Consider the following 22,858-nt stretch of genomic DNA (forward strand, 5'->3'; position numbering starts at 1 on the left):
GCGGCACCAGGAGTTCAGGACGCCGGGAGTTCAGGACGCCGGGACGGCAGGACGCCGGGACGGCAGGACGCCGGGACTCAGGAGGTCAGGAACTGCGACCCCGAGTCCGGGACCTTGGCGCCGTTCCGGTCGAAGAACTCCCACAGCTTGGCCGTCTTGCCCGCCGGCCGGGCCACCACGACCTCGCGCAGCGGCAGGTCGCCCACGGTGACGATGGTCGGCTCGGTGACGCTCCCGTCCTTCCAGGTGACCTTCACCCGGGCGATGTCCGGGCCGAGGCCCAGCGCGACGATGTCGCCCGGCGCCACGGTGTCGCCCTTGCCGCGGGCGCCCTGCAGGCCGCCGCCGATGTACCTGCCGTCGCGGGGGTCGAGCTTGCCGGGGGCGGGGGTGATGCCCTCGGAGTCGTGGCTCTGCCGGACCCCGTCGACCGTGAAGTAGGTGTTGATGACGTCGGAGTCGGCGTTGTAGTACCGGTCGACGTACTCCGGGGTGGGCTTGCTCACCGCCGTGTCGTACGGGCTGCGCTCCTGCCACACGGCGAGGGCCTGCTCGTACGCCCGGTCCTTGGGCGCCGTCGGCCACACCGCCCGCCACAGCTTCCACTCCTTGCCGTCCGCCGTGGTGCCCTGCCCGATCACCACCCGGAGCGGGGTGAACGGGTCCCGCGCAGCCGGGGTGGTGGGCGTGCCCGCCGTGGGGGTCGGCGGGCCGCCGGTGCCGGTGCCGTGGCCGCTGCCCGCGGCGACCAGGGGCTGGGAGGCGGCCGGGGCCGGCCGCAGCTGGCTGATCGCCCCGCCCGCCAGCAGCACCGCCGAGGCCAGTGCCACGGCGCCGACCGCCGTCCGGCGACGGCGCCGGATCCGCCGACCGCCCGCCACGATGTCCGCCACCGGCACCGGTCCGATCCGCGCGGTCGACGCCGCCTCGGCCAGGCCCAGCCCGACCCACAGATCGGCGTCCTTGCCCGCTCCCGGGTTCTCCATGGTCATACCGCCCCTCCGATCTCAGTCCTGTCCATCGGCTCCACCAGCGCCGGGACCTGCCGCAGCTTCCCGATGCCCTTCGCCGCGTGGCTGCGCACCGCGCCCACCGAGCAGCCCATCGCCAGTGCCGTCTGGCTGTCGCTCAGGTCCTCCCAGTAGCGCAGCACCACCGCCTCGCGCTGGCGCGGCGGCAGGGTGGCGAGCGCGGCCAGCAGCGCGCCGCGCTGGTCGGAGCGGGCGAAGCCGTCCTCCCGTCCCGCCGCGTCCGGCACCGCGTCGACCAGCAGCTCCGGCGTCCGGCGGCGCCAGCGACGGGCGTGCTGGTTCACCAGGATCCGCCGCACGTAGGCGTACGGATCGTCGGCCCGGCGCACCTTCGACCAGGCCGCGCAGGCCTGTTCCGCCGCCGACTGCACCAGGTCCTCGGCCGCGTACTGCTCGCCGGCCAGCAGGAACGCCGTCCGCACCAGCCGTGGCCAGGCCGCGACGACGAACGTCTGGAACTCCTCGTCCCGTGCGCTCTTCGGTTCTCCCATGAGCACCTCCTCACCCACCAAGAGCCCACGCGGGGGCGGAAGCGCTTACTCCCCGGAGAAACGGTTCCCCGGAGAAACGGTTCCCCGGAGAAACGTTTCCCCGGAGAAACGGTTCGCGGCCCACCCTTCCCACGGCTACCATCCGCCGCATGATCCTCTCTCACGACGATTCAGGTGCCGGACCGGCCGTTCTGCTGCTGCACTCCGCGGTGTGCGACCGGCGGATGTGGGACGGGCAGTGGCAGGCCCTGCTCGACGCCGGCCACCGTGTCGTCCGCTGCGACTTCCGCGGCTTCGGCGACACCCCGCTCGCCGACGGGCCGTACGCCGCCGCCGCCGACGTGCTCGCCCTGCTCGACCACCTGGGCATCGAGTCCACCGCGGTGGTCGGCGCCTCGTACGGCGGGCGGACGGCCCTGACGGTGGCGGCGCTGCGCCCGCAGGCGGTCACGGCCCTGGCCCTGCTCGGCGCGGGCCGGCCGGGCCACCAGCCCTCCGAGGCCCTGCGGGCCTTCGGGGCCGAGGAGGAGGCGCTGGTGGAGGCGGACGACATCGACGGCGCCGTCGAGCTCAACGTCCGTACCTGGCTGGGCCCGGAGGCCGACGAGGAGACCCGCGCGTTCGTCCGCCGGATGCAGCGCCACAACTTCGAGGTGCAGTGGGAGGCGACGGGCGGGCCGGAGCAGGAGGAGACCGACCTCGCCCGGATCACCGCCCCGACCCTGGCCGTCGCGGGCGCCCACGACCTGCCGGACTACCGCGCGATAGCCGCCGAGCTGCCCGGCCTGCTGCCGAACTCCCGGCACGTCCGCCACCTCGAACTGCCCTGGGCCGGCCACCTGCCGAGCCTGGAGCGCCCGGCGGAGGTGACGGCACTGCTGACGGACTTCCTGCGGGAGTCCTCGGCGGGCCGGTAGCGGCGCGGTGGTGCGTGTGCGGCGGTGAGGGCCGGGGCGGCTCCGGTGAGTATCGGCCAGGGGGCGGAAAGGCCGGACTCGAACGGGTGTCGGGGGCCATCATGGACAGGTGCACTTCACCTCGGAGACCAGCTCGGACGGCGTCCTGGAACGCCGTTTCGTCCTCGACGGCGTGCCCGGCGTGCTCTGGCAACCGGACGGCTCCGATCCCGACGGCCCGCCCGGCCCCGACGGCACGCCCGGCCTACCCGGCCACGACGGCCCGCCCGGTCCCGGCGGGCGGCCGCTGGTACTGCTCGGGCACGGGGGCGGGCAGGACCGGTGGGGGCCGCGGGAGCGGGCGCTGCGCTGCGCGCGGCGGTACGGCTGGGCGTCGGTGGCGATCGACGCGCCCGGGCACGGCGAGCGGGCGCGCACCGCGCAGGACGAGCGGTTCGCCACCGAGATCGGGCAGTTGCTGGCGGCCGGGCGCCCGGTCAGCGCGTGGGTGGCGCGGCACACGGCGGCGCTCGCCGAGCGGGCCGTGCCGGAGTGGCGGGCGGTGCTGGACGCCCTGGCGGGCGCGACGGGGGAGGGCCTGGGGCCGGTCGGCTACTGGGGGTTGTCGCTCGGCACGGTGATCGGTGTCCCGCTCGCGGCGGCCGAACCCCGCATCGTGGCCGCGGTGTTCGGCCTGGCGGGGAACGCCGCATTGGCGGAGGCGGCCGGGCGGGTGACCGTGCCGGTGGAGTTCGTCCTCCAGTGGGACGACGAACTCCAGCCGCGCGAGGGCGCGTTGGCGTTGTACGGCGCGCTGGGTTCGCGGGAGAAGACGCTGTACGCCAATCCCGGGGGCCATCTGGCGGTGCCCGGGTTCGAGGCGGCGGCCTCGGAGGGCTTCCTGCTGCGCCACCTCGGGGGCGGGGCACCGGCGACGACCTGATCGGAACCGTGTGCGCCGACGCCCCGATCCGACCACACTTCCGTCACATCCGCCCGGTGTTTCACAGCATTCTCACAGTTTTCGCTGTCCGTATTGCCGGGATCAGTGGAATTTGTCAAGAACTACTTGGCATGGTCATATTCTGGTGTTTGTCGAGGGCGAGTAAAACTTCGCAAAGAATTGCGCTCCCCGACCGCTCCGCCGGGCGTTGATTTCAACAGAATGTTGCAGCTCAGCGGCCCTGTCGTCACCCACCGTCGACTTGGCGTGACCCATTGCGCCCATCCCGCTCCGCAATCCGCAGGAGTACGGTTCCCCAACGAATCGCCGAACGGGCTCCCGAGCAATCTCCCGAGCCCCCTCGGCCGTACCGGGGAATTGGTGCGCCGTATGGGTCTGCAGAAGGGTGGGGAAGGAGTCCCGGAAGGGGCTCGGCCGGCTGTCCGTCCGATATCCGTCAAGTTGGTCGTCGAAGTCCTGCGCGGTGTCGCCCAGGTCAATTTCATGCCGTCCGCCGTGTGCGGACTCCTCTTCGTCGTCGCACTGTTCGCCGCGGGCCGGCAGTACGGCCTCTACGGCCTGCTGGGCAGCGCCGTCTCCACCGCCGCCGGGTACGGCCTCCGGCTGCGGCGGGACACCGTCGAGGCGGGACTGGCCGGGTACAACGGGTGCCTGGTGGCGCTCGCCTGCGCGGTGTTCCTCGACCCGGGCCACCCGGCCACGGTCGTGGTCGCGGTGCTCGGTGCGGTGGTCGCCGTGGTGGTGACCGCCGGGCTCGGGGCGCTGCTGGAGGGGCGTGGACTGCCCGCGCTGACCGCGCCGTTCTGCCTGGTCGCGACCGCCGTCACGGTGGCCGCGCCCAGGTTCCGGCGGCTGCGGCCGGAGGGCGGCGGCCCGGCCGCGCCGCCCGTACCGGCCACCGACGGCACCGGTCCGAGCTGGGAACAGCTCTGGCAGGGGTTCTTCGCCAACATCGGCCAGGTCTTCCTCATGCCCCAGTGGTACGTCGGCCTGCTGTTCCTGGCCGGGCTGTTCGCGGCCGGCCGGCTCGCCGGGCTGATGGCCTGCGTCGGCAGCGCCACCGGACTGCTCACCGCCTGGGCGTCAGGGGCGCCGGCCGGGGCCGTCGGGCAGGGGCTGCTCGGCTACAGCGGCGTGCTGGTGGCACTGGCGCTGTGCGGGGTGTTCGTCGCCCCGGACGGCTGGAGCGCGGCCTACGCCGCGCTCGGCGCGGCGGCCGCCACCGTCCTGACCCCGGCGCTCGACGCGGTCACCGCGCCGTTCGGCGGCCACGCCTTAACGTGGCCGTTCGTCCTGACCACCTTGCTGTTCCTGGCGGCGGTGCCGGCGATTCCCCGGCTACGTCGGATCTGAACCCGTAGTCGCCGTAACCTGATATTCCGTCGGCCAACTCCCCTGCAATTCCCATGACTTGCATTTCGTCGGATTCTCGGAAAGGAGAAGTGGTTCCGATGAACCTCTCCCCGCGTGAGATGGACAAGCTCTACATCTACGTCGTGGCCGATCTGGCCCGCAAACGCCGCGACCGCGGCGTCAAGCTCAACTACAGCGAGGCCTGCGCGCTGATCAGCGAGGCCATCATGGAGGGGGCCCGGGACGGCCGTACCGTCGCCGAGTGCATGGAGATCGGCAAGCAGGTCGTCAGCAACGCCGAGGTCATGCCCGGCGTCCGCGAGATGCTGCCGCTGCTCCAGGTCGAGGCCGCCTTCCTGGACGGCACCAAGCTGGTCTCCTGTCACGACCCGGTCGGTGCCTGACCCATGACCGCACCACAGCCCGCCACGGTCGTCCTCGCGGGCGGGCACGAGAGCGACGGCGGCCGCGACCTGGCCGCCCTGGTCGGGCACGGGCAGGGCCATAGCGGGCAGGGCCACCCCGCGCACGGGTACGCCGTACACGGGTACGCCGTGCACGCGGCGGCCGCCGCCGGGCGTCCACTCGCCGAAGCCGTCCGGTCCGCCCTGGCGGCCGGGGACGGGCCGGTGTGCGTCGTCCCGATGACCCTCGGCCGCGACCCGAAGCTGATCGCCGACACCGCCCGCGCCCTGCGCTGGCTCGCCGCCGGCGAGGGCCGCGGACGGCTCGCGCTCACCCCACCCTTCGGCGCCGCCGAGCACCTGATCGGCTGGCTGCGCGCCGCCGCGGGCGCGGCCGACGACGGGGACGCCGTCCTGGTCACCGCCCCGGCGGCCGGGCCCTTCGAGGACGCCGAACTGTTCCGGATCGCCCGGCTGGTCCGCCAGTACGGGCGCCACCACCGGGTCGAGGTCGCCTTCACGGGCGGCGACCCCGACCCGGCCGAGGGCGTCGAACGCTGCCGGCTGCTCGGCGCCGCGCGGGTCACGGCCGTCCCGGCCTCCTTCGGACCGGCCCTGCCCGTCGGCCCGATCCCCGCCCTGACCGGGGAGGACGTCCGGGACGGCGGCCCGCTGCTGCGCCCGTCCGCGATCGCCGGCGTGGTCGCGGCCCGCACGGCGGCGGCGCTGCACCTGCTGGGCCACGGCGAGGACGGCATCCTGGCCGGCCTCGACGCCGAGCACGGACACGGCTACGCCCACAGCCACGGCCCGGGCGGCCCGCACCACGACCACGGGCACCACGACCACGGGCACCACCCCCACCCCCACGCACCAGCATCTGCACCTGCACACACCCCCCACTGAACGGGCAGAGAGGAAGGCCAGCCATGTCCGGTGGCGCCACATACCTGTACGGCGACGACCCGGTGGAGATCAACGCCGGCCGAGCCAAGGCCACGATCACGGTCAGCAACACGGGCGACCGCGCGATCCAGGTCGGTTCCCACTACCACTTCTTCGAGGCCAACCGCGCCCTCGACTTCGACCGCAACGCCGCCTTCGGCAAGCACCTCGACATCCCGTCCGGCACCGCCGTCCGCTTCGAGCCGGGCGACACCAAGGACGTCACCCTGGCCGAGTTCGGCGGGCACCGCCGCCTGGTCGGTTTCAGCAACCTGGTGGACGGCGGCACCACCGCGCGCGACACCCGTGCCCGGGCCATCGACCGGGCCATCGCCCGCGGCTTCAAGGGCACCACCCTCGACCTCAAGGACGACGACCTGCACGGCAGGGACTTCCACACCCGGACCCACTCGGAGGGCGACCGCTGATGGCCATGCTGTCCCGCAAGCAGTACACCGACCTCTTCGGCCCCACCGTCGGTGACCGCTTCCACCTGGCCGACACCAACCTCGTGGTCGAGGTCGAACAGGACTTCAACCAGGGCCACTACGGCGACGAGGCCGTCTACGGCGGCGGCAAGGGCATCCGCGACGGCATGGCCCAGGACCCGGCCGCCACCTCGGTGCAGGGCGCGCTCGACCTGGTGATCACCAACGTCGTCGTGCTGGACCCGGTGCTCGGCGTGGTCAAGGGCGACATCGGCGTCAAGGACGGCTTCATCACCGCCGTCGGCAAGGCCGGCAACCCGCACACCCAGAGCGGGGTGCACCCCAAGCTGGTGATCGGCCCCGGCACCGAGGTGATCTCCGGCGAGCACCTGATCGCCACCGCCGGCGGCGTCGACACCCACATCCACTTCATCGCCCCGCAGCAGGCCCAGGAGGCGCTGAGCAACGGCATCACCACCCTGATCGGCGGCGGCACCGGCCCCTCCGACGGCACCAACGGCACCACCTGTACCCCCGGCCCGTGGAACATCGGGCGGATGTACCAGGCGGTCGAGGACCTCCCGGTCAACGTCGGCCTGCTCGGCAAGGGCAACGGCTCGCTGCCGGGCGCGCTGCGCGAGCAGGTCGAGGCCGGGGTGTGCGGGCTCAAGGTGCACGAGGACTGGGGCAGCACCCCGGCGGCCATCGACAGCGCGCTGCGCGTCGCCGACGAGTACGACGTGCAGGTGGCCATCCACACCGACACCCTCAACGAGTCCGGCTTCTTCGAGGACACCCTGTCCGCGATCGACGGCCGCACCATCCACACCTTCCACACCGAGGGCGCGGGCGGCGGCCACGCCCCCGACATCATGCGGATCGCCGGCGAGCCCAACGTGCTGCCGTCCTCCACCAACCCGACCCTGCCCTACACCGTCAACTCGGTGGACGAGCTGCTCGACATGGTGATGGTCTGCCACCACCTCAGCCACGACATCCCCGAGGACGTCTCCTTCGCCGACTCCCGGGTGCGCGCCGAGACCATCGCCGCCGAGACCGTGCTGCACGACGAGGGCGTCATCTCGATCTTCTCCTCCGACTCGCAGGCCATGGGCCGGATCGGGGAGTCCTTCACCCGCGCCTTCCAGACCGCCCACCACTGCAAGGCGCAGCGCGGCAAGCTGGCCGGCGACAGCGAGCGCAACGACAACTTCCGGGTGCTGCGCTACCTCGCCAAGCTCACCATCAACCCGGCCATCGCCTCCGGCACCGCCGAGCACATCGGTTCGCTGGAGCCCGGCAAGCTCGCCGACATCGTGCTGTGGCCGATCAACTCCTTCGGTGCCAAGCCCAAGCTGGTCATCAAGGGCGGCCTCATCAACTGGGCGCTGATGGGCGACCCCAACGCCTCGCTGCCCACCCCGCAGCCGGTCTACTACCGGCCCATGTACGGGGCGTTCGGGCGGGCCAAGCAGGCCACCCGGATCACCTTCATGTCCCAGGCCGCCGTCGACCTCGGGGTGCCGGCCCGGCTGGGGCTGGACAGCCGGGTGCTGCCGGTGCGGCACTGCCGCTCGGTCGGCAAGCAGCACATGGTGCGCAACGACGCGCTGCCGAAGATCGCGGTCGACCCGGAGACGTACAAGGTCACCCTGGACGGCGAGCCCGCGACCATCGAGCCGGCCCGCGAACTGCCGCTCAACCACCTGTTCTACCTCGCGTGAGCGGCACCGATCCGGGGCCTGCCGACCAGGGGCTGGACGCCCTGCTGGTCAGCCTCCAGCTGACCGACTCCGCCTTCCCCAGCGGCTTCTACACCCTCTCGCACGGACTGGAGGGCTACGCCCAGGCCAAGGCCGTCACCGCCGACACCATGCCCGGGCTGCTCACCGACCTGCTGCGGCACAGCGTCGGACCGGCCGACGCCACGGCGCTCGCCCTGGCCCACCGGGCCGCCACCGCCGGGGACTGGGAGCTGCTCGCCGAGATCGACCGGCGGCTGCACGCCACCAAGCTCAACCGCGAGCTGCGGCTGGCCGCGACCCGCACCGGGCGCCAACTCCTGGAGATCGCATGGGAGTCGGTGGGCGGCGAGCCGCTGGAGCGGTATGCCGCCCTGGTGGCCGACAAGCGTGCCCCCGGCTGCCAGGCGGTGGCCGCCGGGGTCGCCCACGCCTCGGCCGCCGTCCCGGTCCACCAGGCCGTCGCCAGCGACCTGTTCGCCTTCTGCACCAGCTTCGTCGGCGCCGCGCTGCGGCTGCGGCTGACCGACCACCGCAAGGCGCAGGTGGTGCTGCGGGCCGCCGCCCCGGTCATCCGCGAGGTGGTCGCGGACGCGCTGGTACGGGAGTTGGCGGACCTCGGCGGCTGCGTGCCGGTCGCGGACGCGATGTCCGGACGGCACGAACGGGCCGAGGCCCGGCTCTTCGCGAGCTGAACACACCTAGGAAGGGAGAGACACCATGACCGAGAACGTGCTCCGGGTGGGCATCGGCGGCCCGGTCGGCTCCGGCAAGACGGCGCTCATCGAGGCGCTGGTGCCGGTGCTGATCGAGCGCGGCCACCGCCCGGCGGTCATCACCAACGACATCTACACCCAGGAGGACGCCCAGCACGTCCGCCGCACCCTCGCCGGAGTGCTCGACCCGGAACGGGTGGTCGGCGTCGAGACCGGCGCCTGCCCGCACACCGCCGTGCGCGACGACCCGACCATGAACCTGGCCGCCGGGGCCGAGATGCTGGAGCGCTTCCCCGACGTCGACACCCTGCTGTACGAGTCCGGCGGCGACAACCTGACCCTGACGTTCAGCCCGGTGCTGGTCGACCTCTTCCTGTTCGTCCTCGACACCGCCGAGGGCGAGAAGATGCCCCGCAAGCGCGGCCCGGGCATCACCGAGTCGGAGCTGCTGGTCATCAACAAGATCGACATCGCCCAGTACGTGCGCGCCGACCTCGGCGTCATGGAGTCCGACGCCCGGCGGGTCCGCGAGGGCGGGCCGGTGGTGCTCACCAACTGCCTGACGGGGGAGGGGCTGGAGGAGATCGCGACCTTCCTGGAGACCTTCCGCAAGGTCCCGGCATGACGGTGGCTGCGCGCGCCCCCGAGGGGGAACGGCCGGTGCCCCGGCTCGACCCCCGGCACTACGAGCCGGCCCGGGTCCCGCACCTGGTCCGGCGGTACGCCGGGACGCCCGACACCCTCGCGGTCGGGCGCCCCGGCAAGGTCGGGCTGCTGGAGCTGGCCTTCGAGTGGATCGGCGGGCGCACCGAACTCACCGGCCATTACCAGAAGTCGCCGCTGCAGATCATGCGCCCGCTGTACTTCGACCCGGCCCGCCCCGACCTCGCCGTCACCCTGCTGATGTCCACCGGCGGCGGCATCCTCCAGGCCGACCGGCTGCGCACCGACATCCGCTGCGGTGCCGACACGGCGGTCCACCTGACCACCCAGGCGGCCACCAAGGTCTACCGGATGGAGTACGACTACGCGACGCAGCTGGTCAATCTGGAGGCCGGGCCCGGCGCCTACGTGGAGTACCTGCCCGAGCCGGTGATCCCCTTCGTCGACTCGCGCCTCTACCAGCGCACGGTGCTCACCGTGGACCCGGGGGCGACCGTCCTGGCCGGGGAGACCGTCCTCGCCGGCCGCCTCGCCCGGGGCGAGCGCAACGCCTACCAGGTCTTCGCCTCCGACCTCGAAGTGCGGCGCCCCGACGGCGAGTTGGTGGCCCTGGACACCGTCCGGCTGGAGCCCGCCGGGGCCAGTGTCACCGGCCCCGCCGTACTCGGCGGCCACGACGTGATGTCCAGCCTCTACGTGCTCAGCCCGCTCGCGCCCGCCGCCCGGATCGCCGACGCGCTGCACGAGGCCCTGGCCGACCGCGGCCTGCTGTACGGGGTCAGCGTGCTGCCGCAGGACAGCGGGGCCTGGCTGCGGCTGCTCGACTCCGACACCCGCGCCTGCGCCGCCGCCCTGCGGGCCGCTTGGGACGCCGTCCGGCAACTGCTGATCGGGGTGCCGGCACCGGAGCTGCGGAAGACCTGACGGGGTCGGGAGTCCTGGCGGGGCCGGGGTCCTGGCGGGGCCCGCGCACCTGAGGGCCGCTCAGTCGGTCGAGGGCCGGGCCCAGCGCTCCACGAACTTCCGCTGCCAGGGCGTCTCCACGGCGTGCCGGCTGTAGTGCTCCCGCACGTACCCGACCGCCTCCGCCGCCGGCACGCCGTCCAGGACGGCGATGCAGGCCAGGGCCGTGCCGGTGCGCCCGCGGCCGCCCGCGCAGGCGAGTTCGACCCGCTCGCCGGTGCAGCGCTCCCAGGCCTCCCGGAAGGCGTCGGCGGCGTCGGCGGCGTCCGCGCGGTCGGCGGGCAGCCGGAAGTCGGGCCAGCGCACCCAGCGACTCTCCCAGGGGAGCGGCTTCGGTTCGCGCCCGAGGAGGTAGATCCCGAAGTCGGGGCGCGGGCCCGGCGGCAGCGGGTTGCGGACGCCGCGCCCGCGCAGCAGCCGCCCGGAGGGCAGGCGCAGCACGCCCGGGGCGTCGTGGGCCCAACTCATGTGTGGGTGCTCGGTCATGTCGCTGGTGTCGCCTTTCAACCGGGGCCTCGCGATGGCCTTTCAGACGTCGGCGTGCCCGACGAGCTCCAGGCAGCGCTCCCACAGCTCGGCCCGGGCCCGCAGGTCGTACGCCTGGCGGTTGGCGCGGGCCTCGCGCAGCCGGTCGTAGTAGCGGCCGGTGACGCCGGCCAGGGCCGGGTCGGTGACCAGCCGGTGGGTGGCGGTCACGCCGTCCTCCAGGCTGTCAATGCTGTGGCCGATCTCCCGGAGCACCATCTTGGTGGGCATGTACGTCGACGGGTGGAGGCTGTTGACGGTCACCTCGGCGGCCGGCACCCGGGCGGCGAGCTCCATGCCGCAGGCGATCTGGGCGAGCTTGCTGCGGCAGTACGCGCTGGTGCCGTTGTAGCCGCGCTCCAGCATGAGGTCGTCGAAGTCGATCTCCTGCTGTCCGGCGGAGGCGACGTTGACGATCCGGGCGGGGGCACTGGCGCGCAGCAGCGGCAGCAGTTCGAGGCTGAGCAGGAAGCCGGCCAAGTGGTTCACGGCGAAGCGCAGTTCGTGGCCGTCGGCGCTGGTGCGGCGGGTGCGGCCGTCGGGTTCGCCGGCGCCGATGCCCGCGTTGTTGACGAGGACGTGCAGCCGGTCGGTGGTGGCACGGACCTCGGCCGCGAGGGCGCGGACCTGGTCCAGCTCGGCGAGGTCGGCCAGCAGGGTGGCCGGGCGGGCGGTCCCGTGGGCCTCGGCCACCTCCCGGGCGGTGCGGTCGAGCCGGTCCCGGTCGCGGCCGTGCAGCAGGAGGGTGGCGCCCTCGGCGGCCAGGCGGTGGGCGAGGGCGCGGCCCAGCCCGTCGGTGGAGCCGGTGATGAGGACGGTCCGCGGCGGGGTGGGCGTGGTCATCGGGACTCCTGTCAACGGGTGTGGCGGCGGATCCGGTTCAGGATGCCACGTGCAGCCGTGCGCCGCCGGGCATCCCGGCGCGGTGGGCGAGGGCGGCCGCCTCGCCGCGCGAGCCGACGCCCAACTTGGCCAGGATGTTGGCGACGTGGAACTTCACCGTGGACTCGCTGATGTGCAGCTCCGCGGCGATGTCCCGGTTGCGGCGGCCCTGGGCGAGCTGGTCGAGCACCTCCAGTTCGCGCGGCTGGAGCCCGTCCAGCGGGTCGGTGACGGCGGTCGGCGAGGGCAGGCCGAGCGGCAGCTCGACCGTCACGGTGGTGCCCCAGTTGGGGACGGACTCGACCTGGTAGCGGCCGCCGAGGGCGGTGATCCGGTCGGCGGTGCGGTGGACGGTGAGGGCGTCGGCGGCGAGCAGCCCGAGGCCGTCGTCGCGCACCACGGCGCGCAGCGCGCCGTCCGCCGTGAACTGCCAACTCAGGTGCAGCCGACCGGGCTTCTCCTGCTCCACCATCAGCATGACGGCGCACTGCACGGCGGCCCGGGCGGCCCGGGCGGTGTCCGCGGGGATGGACCGGGTGGCGTCGGACGGCGGCGCGAGGTCGAGCCGGACCCCGGTGTGCCGCAGCAGCGGGCGCAGTTCGCGGGCGAGCCGGGCGAAGGCGGCGTCGGCGGGCTCCTCGCTGAGCACGCGGTCCAGGTCGGCGGCCCGGCGCAGGTCGAGCAGGGCGGTGACGGCCAGGTCGGTGGCGGCCCGGCGGGCGGCGCGATCGTCCAGGTCGGCCGAGCGCAGCGGCGCCAGGACGGCGGTCAGGGCGGCGCTGTGGGTGCCGGTGAACTCGGCGATGGTCCGGGCCCGGGTGGCGGCTGCGGTACGGGAGATCGCCGCCTGGCTGGGCGCGGCGTCGGTGGCGCGGTGCTCGGAGTGGGCGATCACCAGCTCGCACACCTGCTGGAGGACGGCGAGCGCGCCGGCCGGCACCGGCGCGGCGTCGCTCCGGACCAGCACCAGCAGCACCTCCTTGTCGTCGGCCGGTGCGGCGACCACCACCACCGGCCTGGTCCGGCCCGCCAGTTCGGCCTCGCCCTGCCAGGGGCGGCCGGCCGAGGTGCTCCCGGCGGCCCGCTCGGCGAGCCGGGCCAGCTCCAGCCCGGAGAGGCTGCCGACCAGCTCGCGCGGGCCGTGGGCGTTGGCGGGGGAGTAGGTGCAGACGCTGCTGAGGTGGGCGATCGCGGTGTGCGGGACGAGCGTGCGGACCACCTCCGACAGCCGCGGCACCACCTCGGGCCGGGGCGCGCGCAGCACCTCGACGGCCCGCGCCAGCGCGTCCTCGGGGCGGCCCCAGTGCTCCCGCCAGGCCTCGGCGGGGCCGGGGCCGTCCACCGTGCCCGTGCCTGCGTGCATCCCTGAGTGCATCCCTGCGTCCACGCCTTCGTGCGGGTCCATGCCTGCGTCCATGCCCTTCACCCTAGTTCCGGGGCCGTCCTCGGCCGCCCCTCCCTTCGGCCAGGTCGAACTGTCCGAACGGCCGGCCGGAGCCCTGTGGTCGGCGCCGCAGGATGGATCCGTCGGAACGAACAACTCCCGGACGGACAACGCCCGGACGAACCGAGGATCTTCCATGACCAAGGCCATCGCCTTCCCCCGGTACGGCGGCACGGACGTGCTGCGCCCCATCGAGCTCGAACTGCCCGCCCCCGGGCCCGGCCAGGTGCGGGTCGCGGTCCGCGCGGCGGGTGTCAACCCGCTGGACCACAAGGTGCGCAGCGGCGCGCTGGACGGCTTCTTCCCGGTCAGCTTCCCCGCCGTGCCCGGCTACGAGGTCGCCGGGGTGGTGGAGGCGGTCGGCGCGGAGGTGACCGGCTTCGCCCCCGGTGACGAGGTGTTCGGCGCCCTGATGGGCGGCGGCTACGCCGAGCACGCGCTGCTCGACGCCGACCAGCTGGCGCTCAAGCCCGCCACGCTGAGCTGGGAGGAGGCCGCGGCGATCCCGGTCGCCGCCGAGACCTCCGAGCGGGCCCTCGGCGTGCTGGGCGTGCGGCCCGGCGAGACGCTGCTGGTGCACGGCGCGGCGGGCGGGGTCGGCACCCTGCTGCTCCAGTTCGCCCAGGCCCGCGGGATCACCGTGGTCGGCACCGCGAGCGAGGCCAACCACGCGTACCTGCGCGAGCTGGGCGCCGTCCCGGTGACCTACGGCGAGGGCCTGGCCGAGCGGGTGCGGGCGGCGGCGCCGGGCGGGATCGACCGGGTGCTGGACGCGGCCGGGAAGGGGGTGCTGCCGCTCTCCGTCGAGCTGGCGGGCAGCGCCGAGCGGGTGCTGACGATCGCCGACATGGCGGGCTCGCAGGAGCACGGCGTCCGCTTCTCCAGCGGCGCCGAGGACGGCGAGTCGTACTACGGGCGCGCCTACGCGAGCGCCCTCGACCTGCACCGGGCGGGCACCCTGCGGCTGCCGCTGCACCGGGTGCTCCCGCTGGCGGAGGCGGCGCAGGCGCACCGGATCAGCGAGGGCGGGCACGTGCGGGGGAAGATCGTCCTTACGGTCTGAGCGCTGCCGGGTCGTTCTCGCCGGGCCGTTCCCGCCGGGCCTCTCTCGCAGGGCCGGTGCGTCTTGCCGGGCCGTCCGGCCCCGGGCGGACGCGCCGGGGCCCGTCGGGCGGAAGCCCGGTCCCGCGCCGCCGCGCTCGGTAGAGTCCCGCCATGGTGACTCTGAACGCGGCGGGGCGGCTGGCCGGCCGTTCCTGCGTGGTGACCGGCGCGGCCAGCGGCATCGGCCGGGCCGTGGCGGAACGCTTCGTCCGGGAGGGCGCGTCGGTGGTGGCCACCGACCTGGACGCCGAGGGGCTGGGCCGGCTGGCCGGGCGGTTCCCGGAGGCCGTCAGCACGGTGGTCGGTGACGTGTCCGTCGACGGGGACGCCCGCCGGATGGTGGCGGCGGCCGTCGAACGGCACGGGCGGATCGACGTGCTGGTGGCCAACGCCGGGGTGATCCCGCTGATGGAGATCACCGAGGCGAGCGCCGAGGACTGGGACCGGGTGATGGCCGTCGACGGCCGCGGCATGTTCCTCACCTGCAAGTACGCGATCGAGGCGATGCTCGCCCAGGAACGGCCCGGCGGCTCGATCGTCTGCCTGTCCTCCATCTCGGGCGAGGCCGGCCAGCGCGGCCAGGCGGTGTACGGGCCCGCCAAGTTCGTCGCCTCCGGGCTGACCAAGCACCTCGCCGTCGAATGGGCGGACCGCGGCATCCGGGTCAACGCCGTCGCCCCCGGCACCATCGGCACCGAACGGGTCGCCCGGCTGCGGGACGAGCCCGGCGGGCCCGAGTACCTGGCGGCGATCGAGAAGCTGCATCCGATGGGCCGCCTCGGCGACCCGGCCGAGGTCGCCGCCGCCGTCCTCTTCCTCGCCTCCGAGGAGGCCTCCTTCATCACCGGGGCCGTACTGCCGGTCGACGGCGGCTACCTGGCGCAGTAACGGGCGGGGCGTACGGCCGATCAGGCGCCGCCTGCCGCTCCGCCGTCCCGGACCGGACCCGGACGGGGAGGGGCGGGAGCCCGCCGGCCTGCCCGTGCGTACGGGGGCGTTCGTGGGCGAACCGTAAAAGGGGTGGCGCCCGCGCGTTGCGTCGTGCTGGGGTGGTCGGATGGATCATGATCACGTACTCGCCCTGTTCGACCAGCGGATCCGGCGCGACGCGCGGCCGGACGGCCCCGGCGTCCGCGTGGAGCGCGACGGCGCCGTGGTGCGCGTGGTGGGCGGCGAGCACGCCTGGAACTGCATCGTCTGGTCCGGTCTGGACGAGGCCGGGGCGGACGCCGCGATCGCCGCCCAGGTCGCCCACTTCACCGGGCTGGGCCTGGAGTTCGAGTGGAAGACCTACGCCCACGACCGCCCCGCCGACCTCGGTCGGCGGCTGCTCGCGGCCGGGTTCACCGCCGAACCCGACGAGGCGCTGATGATCGCCCGGATCGCGGACCTGCCCGCCGACGCGGCACTGCCCGAGGGCGTCCGGCTGGAGCCGGTGACCGACGAGGCCGGGGTGGACCTCATGGTGGCCGCCCACGAGCTGGCCTTCGAGAAGGAGTTCCCGGCCCTGCGCGAGCGCCTGCTCGACCACCTCCGGAACAACTCGGAGACGCTGCTCATGGTCGTCGCGATGGCCGGCGACCAGCCGGTGAGTTCCGCCCGGATGGAGCTCACCCCGGGCACCGGCTTCGCCGGCCTGTGGGGCGGCGGCACCGTCCCCGGCTGGCGCGGTCGCGGCATCTACCGCGCCCTGGTCGCCCACCGCGCCCGCCTCGCCGCCGAACTCGGCTACGAGTACCTCCAGGTCGACGCGAGCGACCAGAGCCGCCCCATCCTGGAGCGGCTCGGCTTCGCCCAGCTCAGCACCACCACGCCGTACGTGTACCAGCCGTAGCGGCTCGGGCCCGGCCGTGACCTCCCTCGGGTTCCGGGGATCGTCGGACCGGGCCTACGGGAGCCGCTCGACCATCACCATCGCCGCGTCGTCGTCCAGCCGGCGGCCGACGTGCGCCAGCAGGTCGCGGCGCAGGCGGCTCAGCAGGACGCCGGGGCGATCGGCCTGCCAGGCGGTGACCCGCTCGGTCAGCGGGTAGAAGCGGCGCTGGGCGTCCCGGGCCTCGATCACTCCGTCGGTGTAGATCAGCAGCCGGTCGCCGGGGCGGAACGGGAAAGTCTGCACCTCGTACGAGACCGGGGCGAGCTCGCCGAGCCCGAGCGGCGGCGCGGGGTTGCGGCTGGTGAGCGTGGTGACTCCGTCCGGGCGCAGCAGCAGCGGGGGCGGGTGGCCGCAGTCGATCAGCTGGACGGGCGAGCCGTCGTCGGGGATGTCGATCAGCACGGCGGTGATGAAGGACTCGCCGCCCTCGTCCGGCGCCTCCTCGGCCGGGCGCTGCTGGTGCCGGGAACGTTCGGCCCGCCGGGCCTCGGCGAGCTGGGCGAGGTCCCAGCAGACGCTGCCGTCCAGGTACTCGGCCAGGCCCGGCAGGTCGGCGTGCAGGTGGGCGGCGGCGCGGAAGGCGCCGAGCAGCAGGGCCGCGTCGCCGAGCGAGGACAGCCCCTTGCCGCGGACGTCGCCGACCAGCAGCCGGGTGCCGCTGGTGGTCCGGGCGGCCGCGTACAGGTCGCCGCCGACCTGCGCCTCGGCCTCGGCGGCCAGGTAGAAGGAGGCCAGGTGCAGCGGTCCGATCCGCTCCGGCAGCGGGCGCAGCAGTACCCGCTGGGCGGCCTCGGAGACCGAGCGCACCCGGGCGAGCTCGCGTTCGTGCCGGTCGCGCAGCACCCGCAGGCCGACGATCAGCGCCGAGACGACCACCTGCGCGCTCAGCTGGGTCTCGATGTTGGCGCTGGTCAGGCCGTCCCGGACGGAGCCGATGACGGTGAGCGCGGCGAGGGCCAGCAGGGCGACCCCGGCGGTGGCCCGCGGGCCGGCGATGGAGGCGGTGAGGGCCGGGGCGACGATCAGCAGCGGGCCGAGGTGGATCTCCGGCGGGGAGAGGATGTCGACGACGGTGATCACGACGATCAGTGCGAGCGGCAGCGCCGTCATCACTCGGCGGTCGGGCCGCCAGGAGCGGCGGCGGGCGCGCGGACGGGGGTCATCGGGACGCTGCCGGAGGGGCACCTCTCCTCTGTACACCGTGGGGGCGGTGGGGCGCACCCCGGGGCCGGGGGGTGGCCGGCCGGGGCCAGGGGTGGAGGTGGTGCCGAGGAGGGCCGGGGTCGCGGGTGCGGGCCCGGTCAGTCCTCCTGGCCGTAGCGGGCCAGGTACGCGGCGAAGCGGGCGACGTCCTCGTCGGACCACTCGGTGAAGCGGGCGGTGAAGGCCGTCCGGCGCTGCTCGTTGGCGTCCCGCAGCAGGGTGAGCCCGCCCTCGGTGGCGCGCAGGATCTGGCCGCGCTGGTCGTCCGGGTCGGTCTCGCGGCGCAGCAGGCCGAGCTTCTCCAGCGCGGTGACCTGGCGGCTGACGGTGGACTTGTCGAGCATGAAGTGCGCGGCCACGTCGGCGGCCCGGCAGCCGCCGCGCTCGGTGATCAGGTCGAGGATGCTGTACGTGACCAGGGAGAGGTCGGGGTGCAGCTGGGAGGCCTTGTGCCGGGCACGGCGGGCGAAGGCGGTCAGCTCGCGCTGGATGGTGTCGATGGACGACTCGCGGCCGGGCACGGCGTTCCTACCTCCTCGGGATTTGTTGCACTATACAACGGATTCACCCCGGGGTCGTGCGGGTCTCCGCGGCCGGACCGCCGTTCGCGGGGTCGGCGGGGTCCGAGGGGTCCGCGGGGTGTGCCGGGCTCGACGGGTCCGCCGGGCCGGCTGCCGGACCCTGCCCGGCCTGCCAGGCGCGGGCTGCCGCGATCCGGCGGGTCGCACTCGGGTGAGTGGCGAACAGTAGCTCAAGCAGCCGCGGCGGGTCGACATCCGAGACGTTCACCACCGCCAGTCTGCGCTGCATCGCCACGAACTGCTCGGCGTCCCCGGTCAGTTCGAGGGCGTGCCGGTCCGCCCTGGCCTCGATCCGGCGGCTCACCGCGCCCTGCACCGGCCCCGACAGCGCGCCGGTCAGCGCCGCCAGCGCGGCCAGCAGCGGCAGCGCCCGGGGATCCGCCGCGTCCGCGGCTCCGGCCGCCGCCAGCAGCGGGTGCCAGTCCGCCAGCAGGCCCAGCAGCACCACCGCCAACGCGGCACCCACCGCCCCGAGCGCCGTCCCGACCGGCACGTCCCGGTGCTTGACGTGCCCCAGCTCGTGCGCCACCACCAGCTCCACCTCGCGCGGCTCGGCGGCCGCCAGCAGGGTGTCGTACGCGACGATCCGGCGGGTCGCGCCGAACCCGGAGACGTACGCGTTCAGCGCGGTGGTCCGCCGGGAGGCGTCCGCCACCAGGACGTCCCGCACCCGTACGCCGTCCCGCTCGGCCAGCGCCAGCAGCGCCGTCCGCAGCTCGCCCGGCGGCATCGGGGCGAAGCGGTTGAACACCGGCTCGATCAGCAGCGGGTGGAGGAAGGACAGCGCGGCCGTCAGCAGCGCCGCCGCCCCTGCCGCCGGGAGCCACCACTGCCGGGGCGACCACCCGGTCAGCGCGAACAGCCCGAGCACCAGCGGCAGGACCAGCAGCAGGGTCAGCCCGAGCGAGCGCACGGCGTCCAGCGCCCAGCCCGCCCAGCCCTGGGTCACCAGCCCGAACCGGGCCCGTACGGCCCGCACCCCCGCCCCGAACGGAAGCTGCAGTGCCTGGCCCAGCACCACCAGGGCGGCGGCACCGGCCAGCACCTCGGCCGTCCGGGAGCCGCCGAACCAACGGCCGGTGGCGGTCACCAGCGCGGCGCCGGCCGGGGTCAGGCCCAGCACCAGGGTCAGCGCCAGGCCCGCCAGGCGGCCGCCGAGCGCCCACGGCAGCTGGGCGCGGCGCAGCGCGCGGCCGCGGGCGCGCTCGGCGGGGGTGAAGTCGGGGGCGGGGGCGTTGGGGGCGGCGTTGGGGGCTGGGGCGGGGGCGGGCTCGGGCGTCGTCATCGGCGGGGTGGCTCCGGCGGGGTGAGGGCGGCAGAGATAGGGGCAGGGCGGGTCCAGCATGTCCTACCGCAGGCGGCGGGCGCCTGCCGCGACGGCTCACTCCTCCGTCTCGGCCGGGCCGGTGGCGCCGTGGACGCCGGCCCGCAGCAGTTGGTGGCCGAGGTCGACCAGGGCGCGGCCGACCGCGAACTCGTCGCCGATCGCCGGGGCCGGTGGGTCGCGGGGGTTGCGGCGGGCCAGGGCGTCGCTGTGCAGGACCGTGCCGTCGGCGTCGAGTACGGCGTGCACCCGGGTGGTGTCGCGGTCCTCGACCACGTGCAGGCTGAGCTGCCAGTCCTTGGTGCGGGTGGCCGCCGGGGGCCGCTCGTCGGTCGTGGTCGTGGCCGCGGTGGCTGCTGCGGCCGCCGGGACGGCCTCCGGCTGCCGTGGTGCGGAGGCCGTGCCGTCCGCCCGGACGATCACCACCGGGCAGGCGCCGTGCACCGCGCAGCGGGTGGACACCGAGCCGAGCAGCGTACGGGCGAAGGCGCCCCGGCCGCTGCTGCCGAGCACCAGCAGGTCCGCGCCCTCGGCCGCCTCCAGCAGCACCTCGGCGGCGTGCCCGAGCACCAGGCTCTCCCGGATCTCCACCGGGCGCTCCGCCCCGATCACCTCGTTGACCTCGGCGGTCAGCGTGCGGCGCGCGGCCTGCTCGAAGCCCTCGTCCACCATCGGCGTGAACCACCCGTACAGCGACGGGTACTCCCAGGCCGCCACGGCGTGCACGGACGCCCCGGTGAGGACCGCCTGGCCGACCGCCCAGCGCAGCGCCGCCTTCGACGGCTCCGAACCGTCGATCCCGACCACGATCCGGTGCTCCCCGGCGGGGGCCGACCGATTGCTGGCCATCACCGACCTCCTCGACCGAGCCGCCATCCGGTCGGCGGCTCTCCTACCCGCGGCTTCCCCTCTCCCCGTCCCAACCCTCTCCACTTCCCCTTCCACGCTGCGCGCGGTGCGGCGCGGGCGCCAGGGACACGGTGGCCGGGTGGGGCGGGGGATTGGGACGGGCGGGCCCGGTGGGGCCGCTGGTGTCCGTCTGTGTCCGAAATGTTGCGGATGCTGGCGCAAGTGGTGCTGATTCGGTGGCGTAGGCTGACCGTTTGCATCGACCTCGGGGGGAACCACTCATGCGCCGTGCCGCGGCTGCCGTCGCCGTGCTCGTCGGTCTGACCGTCGCCACCGCCTGCGGGCCGGACGACCCGGCGCCCGGCTCGGCGTCGACCGCCCCGCCGGCCGCGGCACCGTCGGCCCCCGCCGCCGCAGCCACCGGTACGGCCCCCGCCGCCGCCCCCACCAAGGGCGGCGCGCCCCGCCCGGACGGCACCATCACCGTCGCCTTCGCCGGGGACGTCCACTTCGAGGGCCGCACCCAGCCCCGGCTGTCCGTCCAGCCGCCCGAGCAGGCCCTCGGCCCGATCTCCCGCACCCTCGCCGACGCCGACCTCTCCGTGCTCAACCTGGAGACCGCGATCACCGGCCGCGGCGCACCCGAACCGAAGACGTACACCTTCCGCACCGCGCCCAAGGCGCTGTCCGTGCTCAAGGACTCCGGCGTGGACGTCGTCTCGATGGCCAACAACCACGCCGTCGACTTCGGCGCCGACGGCCTCACCGACACCCTGGCCGCCAAGGACTCCTCGCCCATCCCGGTGATCGGCGTCGGGCACAACGCCAAGGAGGCGTACGCCCCGTACCTGACCACCGTGCGCGGGGTGAAGGTCGCGGTGGTCGCCGCCAGCCAGGTCGAGGACATCACCAACCAGAAGTGGCGGGCCGGGGCCAACAAGCCCGGCATCGCCTCCGCCCTGGACGTCCCCGCCCTGGTCGCGGCAGTGCAGGCGGCCAAGCAGCAGGCCCCGGTCGTCCTCGTCTACCTGCACTGGGGCGAGGAGGGCAAGGCCTGCCCGACCGCCGCCCAGACCGCCGTCGCCAAGAAGCTCGCCGCCGTCGGCGCCTCCGCGGTGGTCGGCACCCACGCCCACACCATGGTCGGCTCGGGCATGCTCGGCAACACCTACATCGGGTACGGCTTCGGCAACTTCCTCTGGTACGGCACCTCCAACTACGCCTTCTCCAACGAGACCGGTGTCACCACCCTCACCCTCGCCGCCGACGGCAAGGTCAAGGGCGAGGCCTTCGCCCCGGCCACCATCGACGACAAGGGCATCCCCCAGCCGGTCACCGGCGCCGCCGCCGAGGCCGCCCTCAAGCGCCGCGACGGCCTGCGCGGCTGCGCCGGACTCACCCCGCCCCCGGCCGCCCACTGAGACGACGGTCCGTGTCGTCGTCACCCGGCCCGCCGTCCACGTCCCCTACCTGATCTCCCCCGAGGGAGGCCCTGAGGCCGCTCGTCCCGTCGCCGGGATGGGCGGCCTCTTCCGCATGCCCGGGCGGATCTGGGGGCCGGGTGGATCGGCGGATTGACGGGTGCCCAGGTATCGGAACCTGTCGAACGGACCATCGGCGTAGGCGAACAATTGTGTTAGGTTAGGCTTGCCTAACATCGCTGGTCGAAGGGGAAGTCCTGTGGAACGGTCCGAATTCGCCGGTGTCGTCGCGATGGTCACCGGGGCCGGGCAGGGCATCGGCGCGGCCGTGGCCCGGGCGCTGGTCGCCGAGGGGGCCGTCGTCGCGGCGGTGGACCGGGAGGCCGGCCCGCTCGCCGGGATCGCGGCGGAGTCCGAGGCGGTGCACCCGTACGCCCTGGACGTCTCCGACGCCCAAGCGGTCGATGTCGCAGTCGATGTGATCGATCGTCAACTCGGCCCGATCGGCGTGCTGGTGAACGTCGCCGGTGTGCTGCGCCCCGGGCCGGTCCTCGAACTGTCCGACGCCGACTGGGCGGAGACCTTCGCCGTCAACACCACCGGGGTGTTCCACACCGGTCGGGCGGTCGGCCGCCGGATGGCCGAGCGGGGGCGGGGCGCCGTCGTCACGGTGGGCTCCAACGCCGCCGGGGTGCCGCGGGCCGGGATGGCCGCCTATGCGGCGTCCAAGGCAGCGGCCACCATGTTCACCCGCTGCCTCGGCCTGGAGCTGGCCCGCTCCGGGGTGCGCTGCAACGTCGTCTCGCCCGGGTCGACCGACACCCGGATGCAGCGCGGGCTGTGGGGCGAGGACGCCGAGGCGGCCGAACGCCGGGTGATCGAGGGCGACTTGGCGGCCTGGCGGGTCGGCATCCCGCTCGGGCGGATCGCCGCGCCCGCCGACGTCGCGGAGGCCGTGCTCTTCCTGGCCTCCGACCGGGCCCGGCACATCACCATGCACGACCTGTACGTCGACGGCGGCGCGACCCTGCGCGCCTGAGGCACCCCCCGGGC

General features: G+C 74.5%; 24 protein-coding genes. 15 read left to right on the top strand and 9 right to left on the bottom strand.

Annotated elements, in window-relative coordinates; genetic code table 11:
• Positions 1-77: 77 nt before the first annotated feature.
• Both ACZ4W5_RS00160 and ACZ4W5_RS00165 read right to left on the bottom strand, forming a co-directional pair.
• The gene (locus ACZ4W5_RS00160; RefSeq protein ID WP_465651633.1) at positions 78-992 is read right to left on the bottom strand and encodes a hypothetical protein; all 915 of its coding nucleotides are present in this window, start codon (positions 990-992) and stop codon (positions 78-80) included.
• The gene (locus ACZ4W5_RS00165) at positions 989-1,522 is read right to left on the bottom strand and encodes a SigE family RNA polymerase sigma factor (protein WP_465651635.1); all 534 of its coding nucleotides are present in this window, start codon (positions 1,520-1,522) and stop codon (positions 989-991) included. The genes ACZ4W5_RS00160 and ACZ4W5_RS00165 overlap by 4 nt, the downstream gene beginning before the upstream one ends.
• A gap of 149 nt (positions 1,523-1,671) precedes the next feature.
• Here ACZ4W5_RS00165 and ACZ4W5_RS00170 point away from each other — a divergent pair, with 149 nt between their 5' ends.
• The 10 genes from ACZ4W5_RS00170 (at position 1,672) to ACZ4W5_RS00215 (ending at position 10,557) form a co-directional block, all read left to right on the top strand.
• Positions 1,672-2,439 (top strand): alpha/beta fold hydrolase, encoded by a 768-nt coding sequence (locus ACZ4W5_RS00170; protein WP_465651637.1) that lies wholly within the window; start codon positions 1,672-1,674, stop codon positions 2,437-2,439.
• A gap of 109 nt (positions 2,440-2,548) precedes the next feature.
• Positions 2,549-3,361 carry a dienelactone hydrolase family protein gene (locus ACZ4W5_RS00175; protein WP_465651639.1) on the top strand — a complete coding sequence of 271 codons (813 nt, stop codon included), beginning with the start codon at positions 2,549-2,551 and terminating at the stop codon, positions 3,359-3,361.
• Positions 3,362-3,823: 462 nt separating this feature from the next.
• Entirely contained in the window at positions 3,824-4,735 is a 912-nt protein-coding gene (locus tag ACZ4W5_RS00180) for an urea transporter (protein WP_465651642.1), read from the top strand.
• A gap of 98 nt (positions 4,736-4,833) precedes the next feature.
• The gene (locus tag ACZ4W5_RS00185; RefSeq protein ID WP_188310190.1) at positions 4,834-5,139 is read left to right on the top strand and encodes an urease subunit gamma; all 306 of its coding nucleotides are present in this window, start codon (positions 4,834-4,836) and stop codon (positions 5,137-5,139) included.
• 3 nt (positions 5,140-5,142) lie between these two features.
• Positions 5,143-6,045, top strand: a complete 903-nt coding sequence (locus ACZ4W5_RS00190) for a sirohydrochlorin chelatase (RefSeq protein ID WP_360240205.1) — start codon at positions 5,143-5,145, stop codon at positions 6,043-6,045.
• Between the two features lie 23 nt (positions 6,046-6,068).
• Positions 6,069-6,512, top strand: a complete 444-nt coding sequence (locus ACZ4W5_RS00195; protein WP_465651645.1) for an urease subunit beta — start codon at positions 6,069-6,071, stop codon at positions 6,510-6,512.
• On the top strand, positions 6,512-8,236 hold the full coding sequence (gene ureC / locus ACZ4W5_RS00200; RefSeq protein ID WP_360240211.1) for an urease subunit alpha: 1,725 nt from the start codon (positions 6,512-6,514) through the stop codon (positions 8,234-8,236). Before ACZ4W5_RS00195 ends, ureC begins: the two co-directional genes overlap by 1 nt.
• A complete protein-coding gene (locus tag ACZ4W5_RS00205) occupies positions 8,233-8,949 on the top strand; it encodes an urease accessory protein UreF (RefSeq protein WP_465651647.1) in 717 nt (238 codons plus the stop codon). Before ureC ends, ACZ4W5_RS00205 begins: the two co-directional genes overlap by 4 nt.
• Before the next feature lie 25 nt (positions 8,950-8,974).
• Complete coding sequence (ureG, locus tag ACZ4W5_RS00210) at positions 8,975-9,595, top strand: urease accessory protein UreG (protein WP_360240217.1); 621 nt, start codon at positions 8,975-8,977, stop codon at positions 9,593-9,595.
• On the top strand, positions 9,592-10,557 hold the full coding sequence (locus ACZ4W5_RS00215; RefSeq protein WP_465651650.1) for an urease accessory protein UreD: 966 nt from the start codon (positions 9,592-9,594) through the stop codon (positions 10,555-10,557). Before ureG ends, ACZ4W5_RS00215 begins: the two co-directional genes overlap by 4 nt.
• Positions 10,558-10,617: 60 nt before the next feature.
• On the opposite strand, the gene ACZ4W5_RS00220 is transcribed toward ACZ4W5_RS00215, so the two are convergent.
• The 3 genes from ACZ4W5_RS00220 to ACZ4W5_RS00230 are packed head-to-tail and all read right to left on the bottom strand — an operon-like array spanning position 10,618 to position 13,366.
• Positions 10,618-11,082 carry a protein-tyrosine phosphatase family protein gene (locus ACZ4W5_RS00220; protein WP_465651652.1) on the bottom strand — a complete coding sequence of 155 codons (465 nt, stop codon included), beginning with the start codon at positions 11,080-11,082 and terminating at the stop codon, positions 10,618-10,620.
• A gap of 42 nt (positions 11,083-11,124) precedes the next feature.
• On the bottom strand, positions 11,125-11,964 hold the full coding sequence (locus ACZ4W5_RS00225) for an SDR family NAD(P)-dependent oxidoreductase (RefSeq protein WP_465651654.1): 840 nt from the start codon (positions 11,962-11,964) through the stop codon (positions 11,125-11,127).
• A gap of 37 nt (positions 11,965-12,001) precedes the next feature.
• The gene (locus tag ACZ4W5_RS00230; RefSeq protein WP_465651656.1) at positions 12,002-13,366 is read right to left on the bottom strand and encodes a LuxR C-terminal-related transcriptional regulator; all 1,365 of its coding nucleotides are present in this window, start codon (positions 13,364-13,366) and stop codon (positions 12,002-12,004) included.
• Between the two features lie 217 nt (positions 13,367-13,583).
• On the opposite strand from ACZ4W5_RS00230, the gene ACZ4W5_RS00235 reads away from it, so the two are divergent.
• The 3 genes from ACZ4W5_RS00235 (at position 13,584) to ACZ4W5_RS00245 (ending at position 16,385) form a co-directional block, all read left to right on the top strand.
• Entirely contained in the window at positions 13,584-14,510 is a 927-nt protein-coding gene (locus ACZ4W5_RS00235) for an NADP-dependent oxidoreductase (RefSeq protein ID WP_465651658.1), read from the top strand.
• A gap of 152 nt (positions 14,511-14,662) precedes the next feature.
• Positions 14,663-15,439, top strand: a complete 777-nt coding sequence (locus tag ACZ4W5_RS00240; RefSeq protein WP_360240234.1) for an SDR family NAD(P)-dependent oxidoreductase — start codon at positions 14,663-14,665, stop codon at positions 15,437-15,439.
• Positions 15,440-15,608: 169 nt separating this feature from the next.
• Positions 15,609-16,385, top strand: coding sequence for a GNAT family N-acetyltransferase (locus tag ACZ4W5_RS00245; RefSeq protein WP_360240237.1), 777 nt, complete (start codon positions 15,609-15,611; stop codon positions 16,383-16,385).
• A gap of 54 nt (positions 16,386-16,439) precedes the next feature.
• On the opposite strand, the gene ACZ4W5_RS00250 is transcribed toward ACZ4W5_RS00245, so the two are convergent.
• The 4 genes from ACZ4W5_RS00250 to ACZ4W5_RS00265 form a co-directional block, all read right to left on the bottom strand.
• Positions 16,440-17,537 carry a PP2C family protein-serine/threonine phosphatase gene (locus ACZ4W5_RS00250; RefSeq protein WP_465652179.1) on the bottom strand — a complete coding sequence of 366 codons (1,098 nt, stop codon included), beginning with the start codon at positions 17,535-17,537 and terminating at the stop codon, positions 16,440-16,442.
• Positions 17,538-17,728: 191 nt separating this feature from the next.
• A complete protein-coding gene (locus ACZ4W5_RS00255; RefSeq protein ID WP_360240243.1) occupies positions 17,729-18,151 on the bottom strand; it encodes a MarR family winged helix-turn-helix transcriptional regulator in 423 nt (140 codons plus the stop codon).
• A gap of 43 nt (positions 18,152-18,194) precedes the next feature.
• On the bottom strand, positions 18,195-19,496 hold the full coding sequence (locus ACZ4W5_RS00260) for a M48 family metalloprotease (RefSeq protein ID WP_465651661.1): 1,302 nt from the start codon (positions 19,494-19,496) through the stop codon (positions 18,195-18,197).
• A 96-nt stretch (positions 19,497-19,592) separates the two neighbouring features.
• Entirely contained in the window at positions 19,593-20,384 is a 792-nt protein-coding gene (locus ACZ4W5_RS00265; protein ID WP_465651663.1) for a universal stress protein, read from the bottom strand.
• A 281-nt stretch (positions 20,385-20,665) separates the two neighbouring features.
• Between ACZ4W5_RS00265 and ACZ4W5_RS00270 the strand changes: the two genes are divergently transcribed.
• Complete coding sequence (locus tag ACZ4W5_RS00270; protein WP_465651665.1) at positions 20,666-21,805, top strand: CapA family protein; 1,140 nt, start codon at positions 20,666-20,668, stop codon at positions 21,803-21,805.
• 259 nt (positions 21,806-22,064) lie between these two features.
• Positions 22,065-22,844 (top strand): 2,3-dihydro-2,3-dihydroxybenzoate dehydrogenase, encoded by a 780-nt coding sequence (locus ACZ4W5_RS00275; RefSeq protein WP_465651667.1) that lies wholly within the window; start codon positions 22,065-22,067, stop codon positions 22,842-22,844.
• Positions 22,845-22,858: the final 14 nt, after the last annotated feature.

It is taken from the genome of Kitasatospora sp. NPDC029367 (assembly GCF_055569135.1).

Coding starts and splice junctions, on each gene's coding strand:
- ACZ4W5_RS00230 (WP_465651656.1), bottom strand. CDS start 13,366: ATGCACGCAGGCACGGGCACGGTGGACGGCCCCGGCCCCGCCGAGGCC.
- ACZ4W5_RS00185 (WP_188310190.1), top strand. CDS start 4,834: ATGAACCTCTCCCCGCGTGAGATGGACAAGCTCTACATCTACGTCGTG.
- ACZ4W5_RS00225 (WP_465651654.1), bottom strand. CDS start 11,964: ATGACCACGCCCACCCCGCCGCGGACCGTCCTCATCACCGGCTCCACC.
- ACZ4W5_RS00265 (WP_465651663.1), bottom strand. CDS start 20,384: ATGGCCAGCAATCGGTCGGCCCCCGCCGGGGAGCACCGGATCGTGGTC.
- ACZ4W5_RS00240 (WP_360240234.1), top strand. CDS start 14,663: ATGGTGACTCTGAACGCGGCGGGGCGGCTGGCCGGCCGTTCCTGCGTG.
- ACZ4W5_RS00260 (WP_465651661.1), bottom strand. CDS start 19,496: ATGACGACGCCCGAGCCCGCCCCCGCCCCAGCCCCCAACGCCGCCCCC.
- ACZ4W5_RS00220 (WP_465651652.1), bottom strand. CDS start 11,082: ATGACCGAGCACCCACACATGAGTTGGGCCCACGACGCCCCGGGCGTG.
- ACZ4W5_RS00270 (WP_465651665.1), top strand. CDS start 20,666: ATGCGCCGTGCCGCGGCTGCCGTCGCCGTGCTCGTCGGTCTGACCGTC.
- ACZ4W5_RS00215 (WP_465651650.1), top strand. CDS start 9,592: ATGACGGTGGCTGCGCGCGCCCCCGAGGGGGAACGGCCGGTGCCCCGG.
- ACZ4W5_RS00195 (WP_465651645.1), top strand. CDS start 6,069: ATGTCCGGTGGCGCCACATACCTGTACGGCGACGACCCGGTGGAGATC.
- ureG (WP_360240217.1), top strand. CDS start 8,975: ATGACCGAGAACGTGCTCCGGGTGGGCATCGGCGGCCCGGTCGGCTCC.
- ACZ4W5_RS00250 (WP_465652179.1), bottom strand. CDS start 17,537: ATGACGGCGCTGCCGCTCGCACTGATCGTCGTGATCACCGTCGTCGAC.
- ACZ4W5_RS00235 (WP_465651658.1), top strand. CDS start 13,584: ATGACCAAGGCCATCGCCTTCCCCCGGTACGGCGGCACGGACGTGCTG.
- ACZ4W5_RS00245 (WP_360240237.1), top strand. CDS start 15,609: ATGGATCATGATCACGTACTCGCCCTGTTCGACCAGCGGATCCGGCGC.
- ACZ4W5_RS00165 (WP_465651635.1), bottom strand. CDS start 1,522: ATGGGAGAACCGAAGAGCGCACGGGACGAGGAGTTCCAGACGTTCGTC.
- ACZ4W5_RS00170 (WP_465651637.1), top strand. CDS start 1,672: ATGATCCTCTCTCACGACGATTCAGGTGCCGGACCGGCCGTTCTGCTG.
- ACZ4W5_RS00190 (WP_360240205.1), top strand. CDS start 5,143: ATGACCGCACCACAGCCCGCCACGGTCGTCCTCGCGGGCGGGCACGAG.
- ACZ4W5_RS00160 (WP_465651633.1), bottom strand. CDS start 992: ATGACCATGGAGAACCCGGGAGCGGGCAAGGACGCCGATCTGTGGGTC.
- ureC (WP_360240211.1), top strand. CDS start 6,512: ATGGCCATGCTGTCCCGCAAGCAGTACACCGACCTCTTCGGCCCCACC.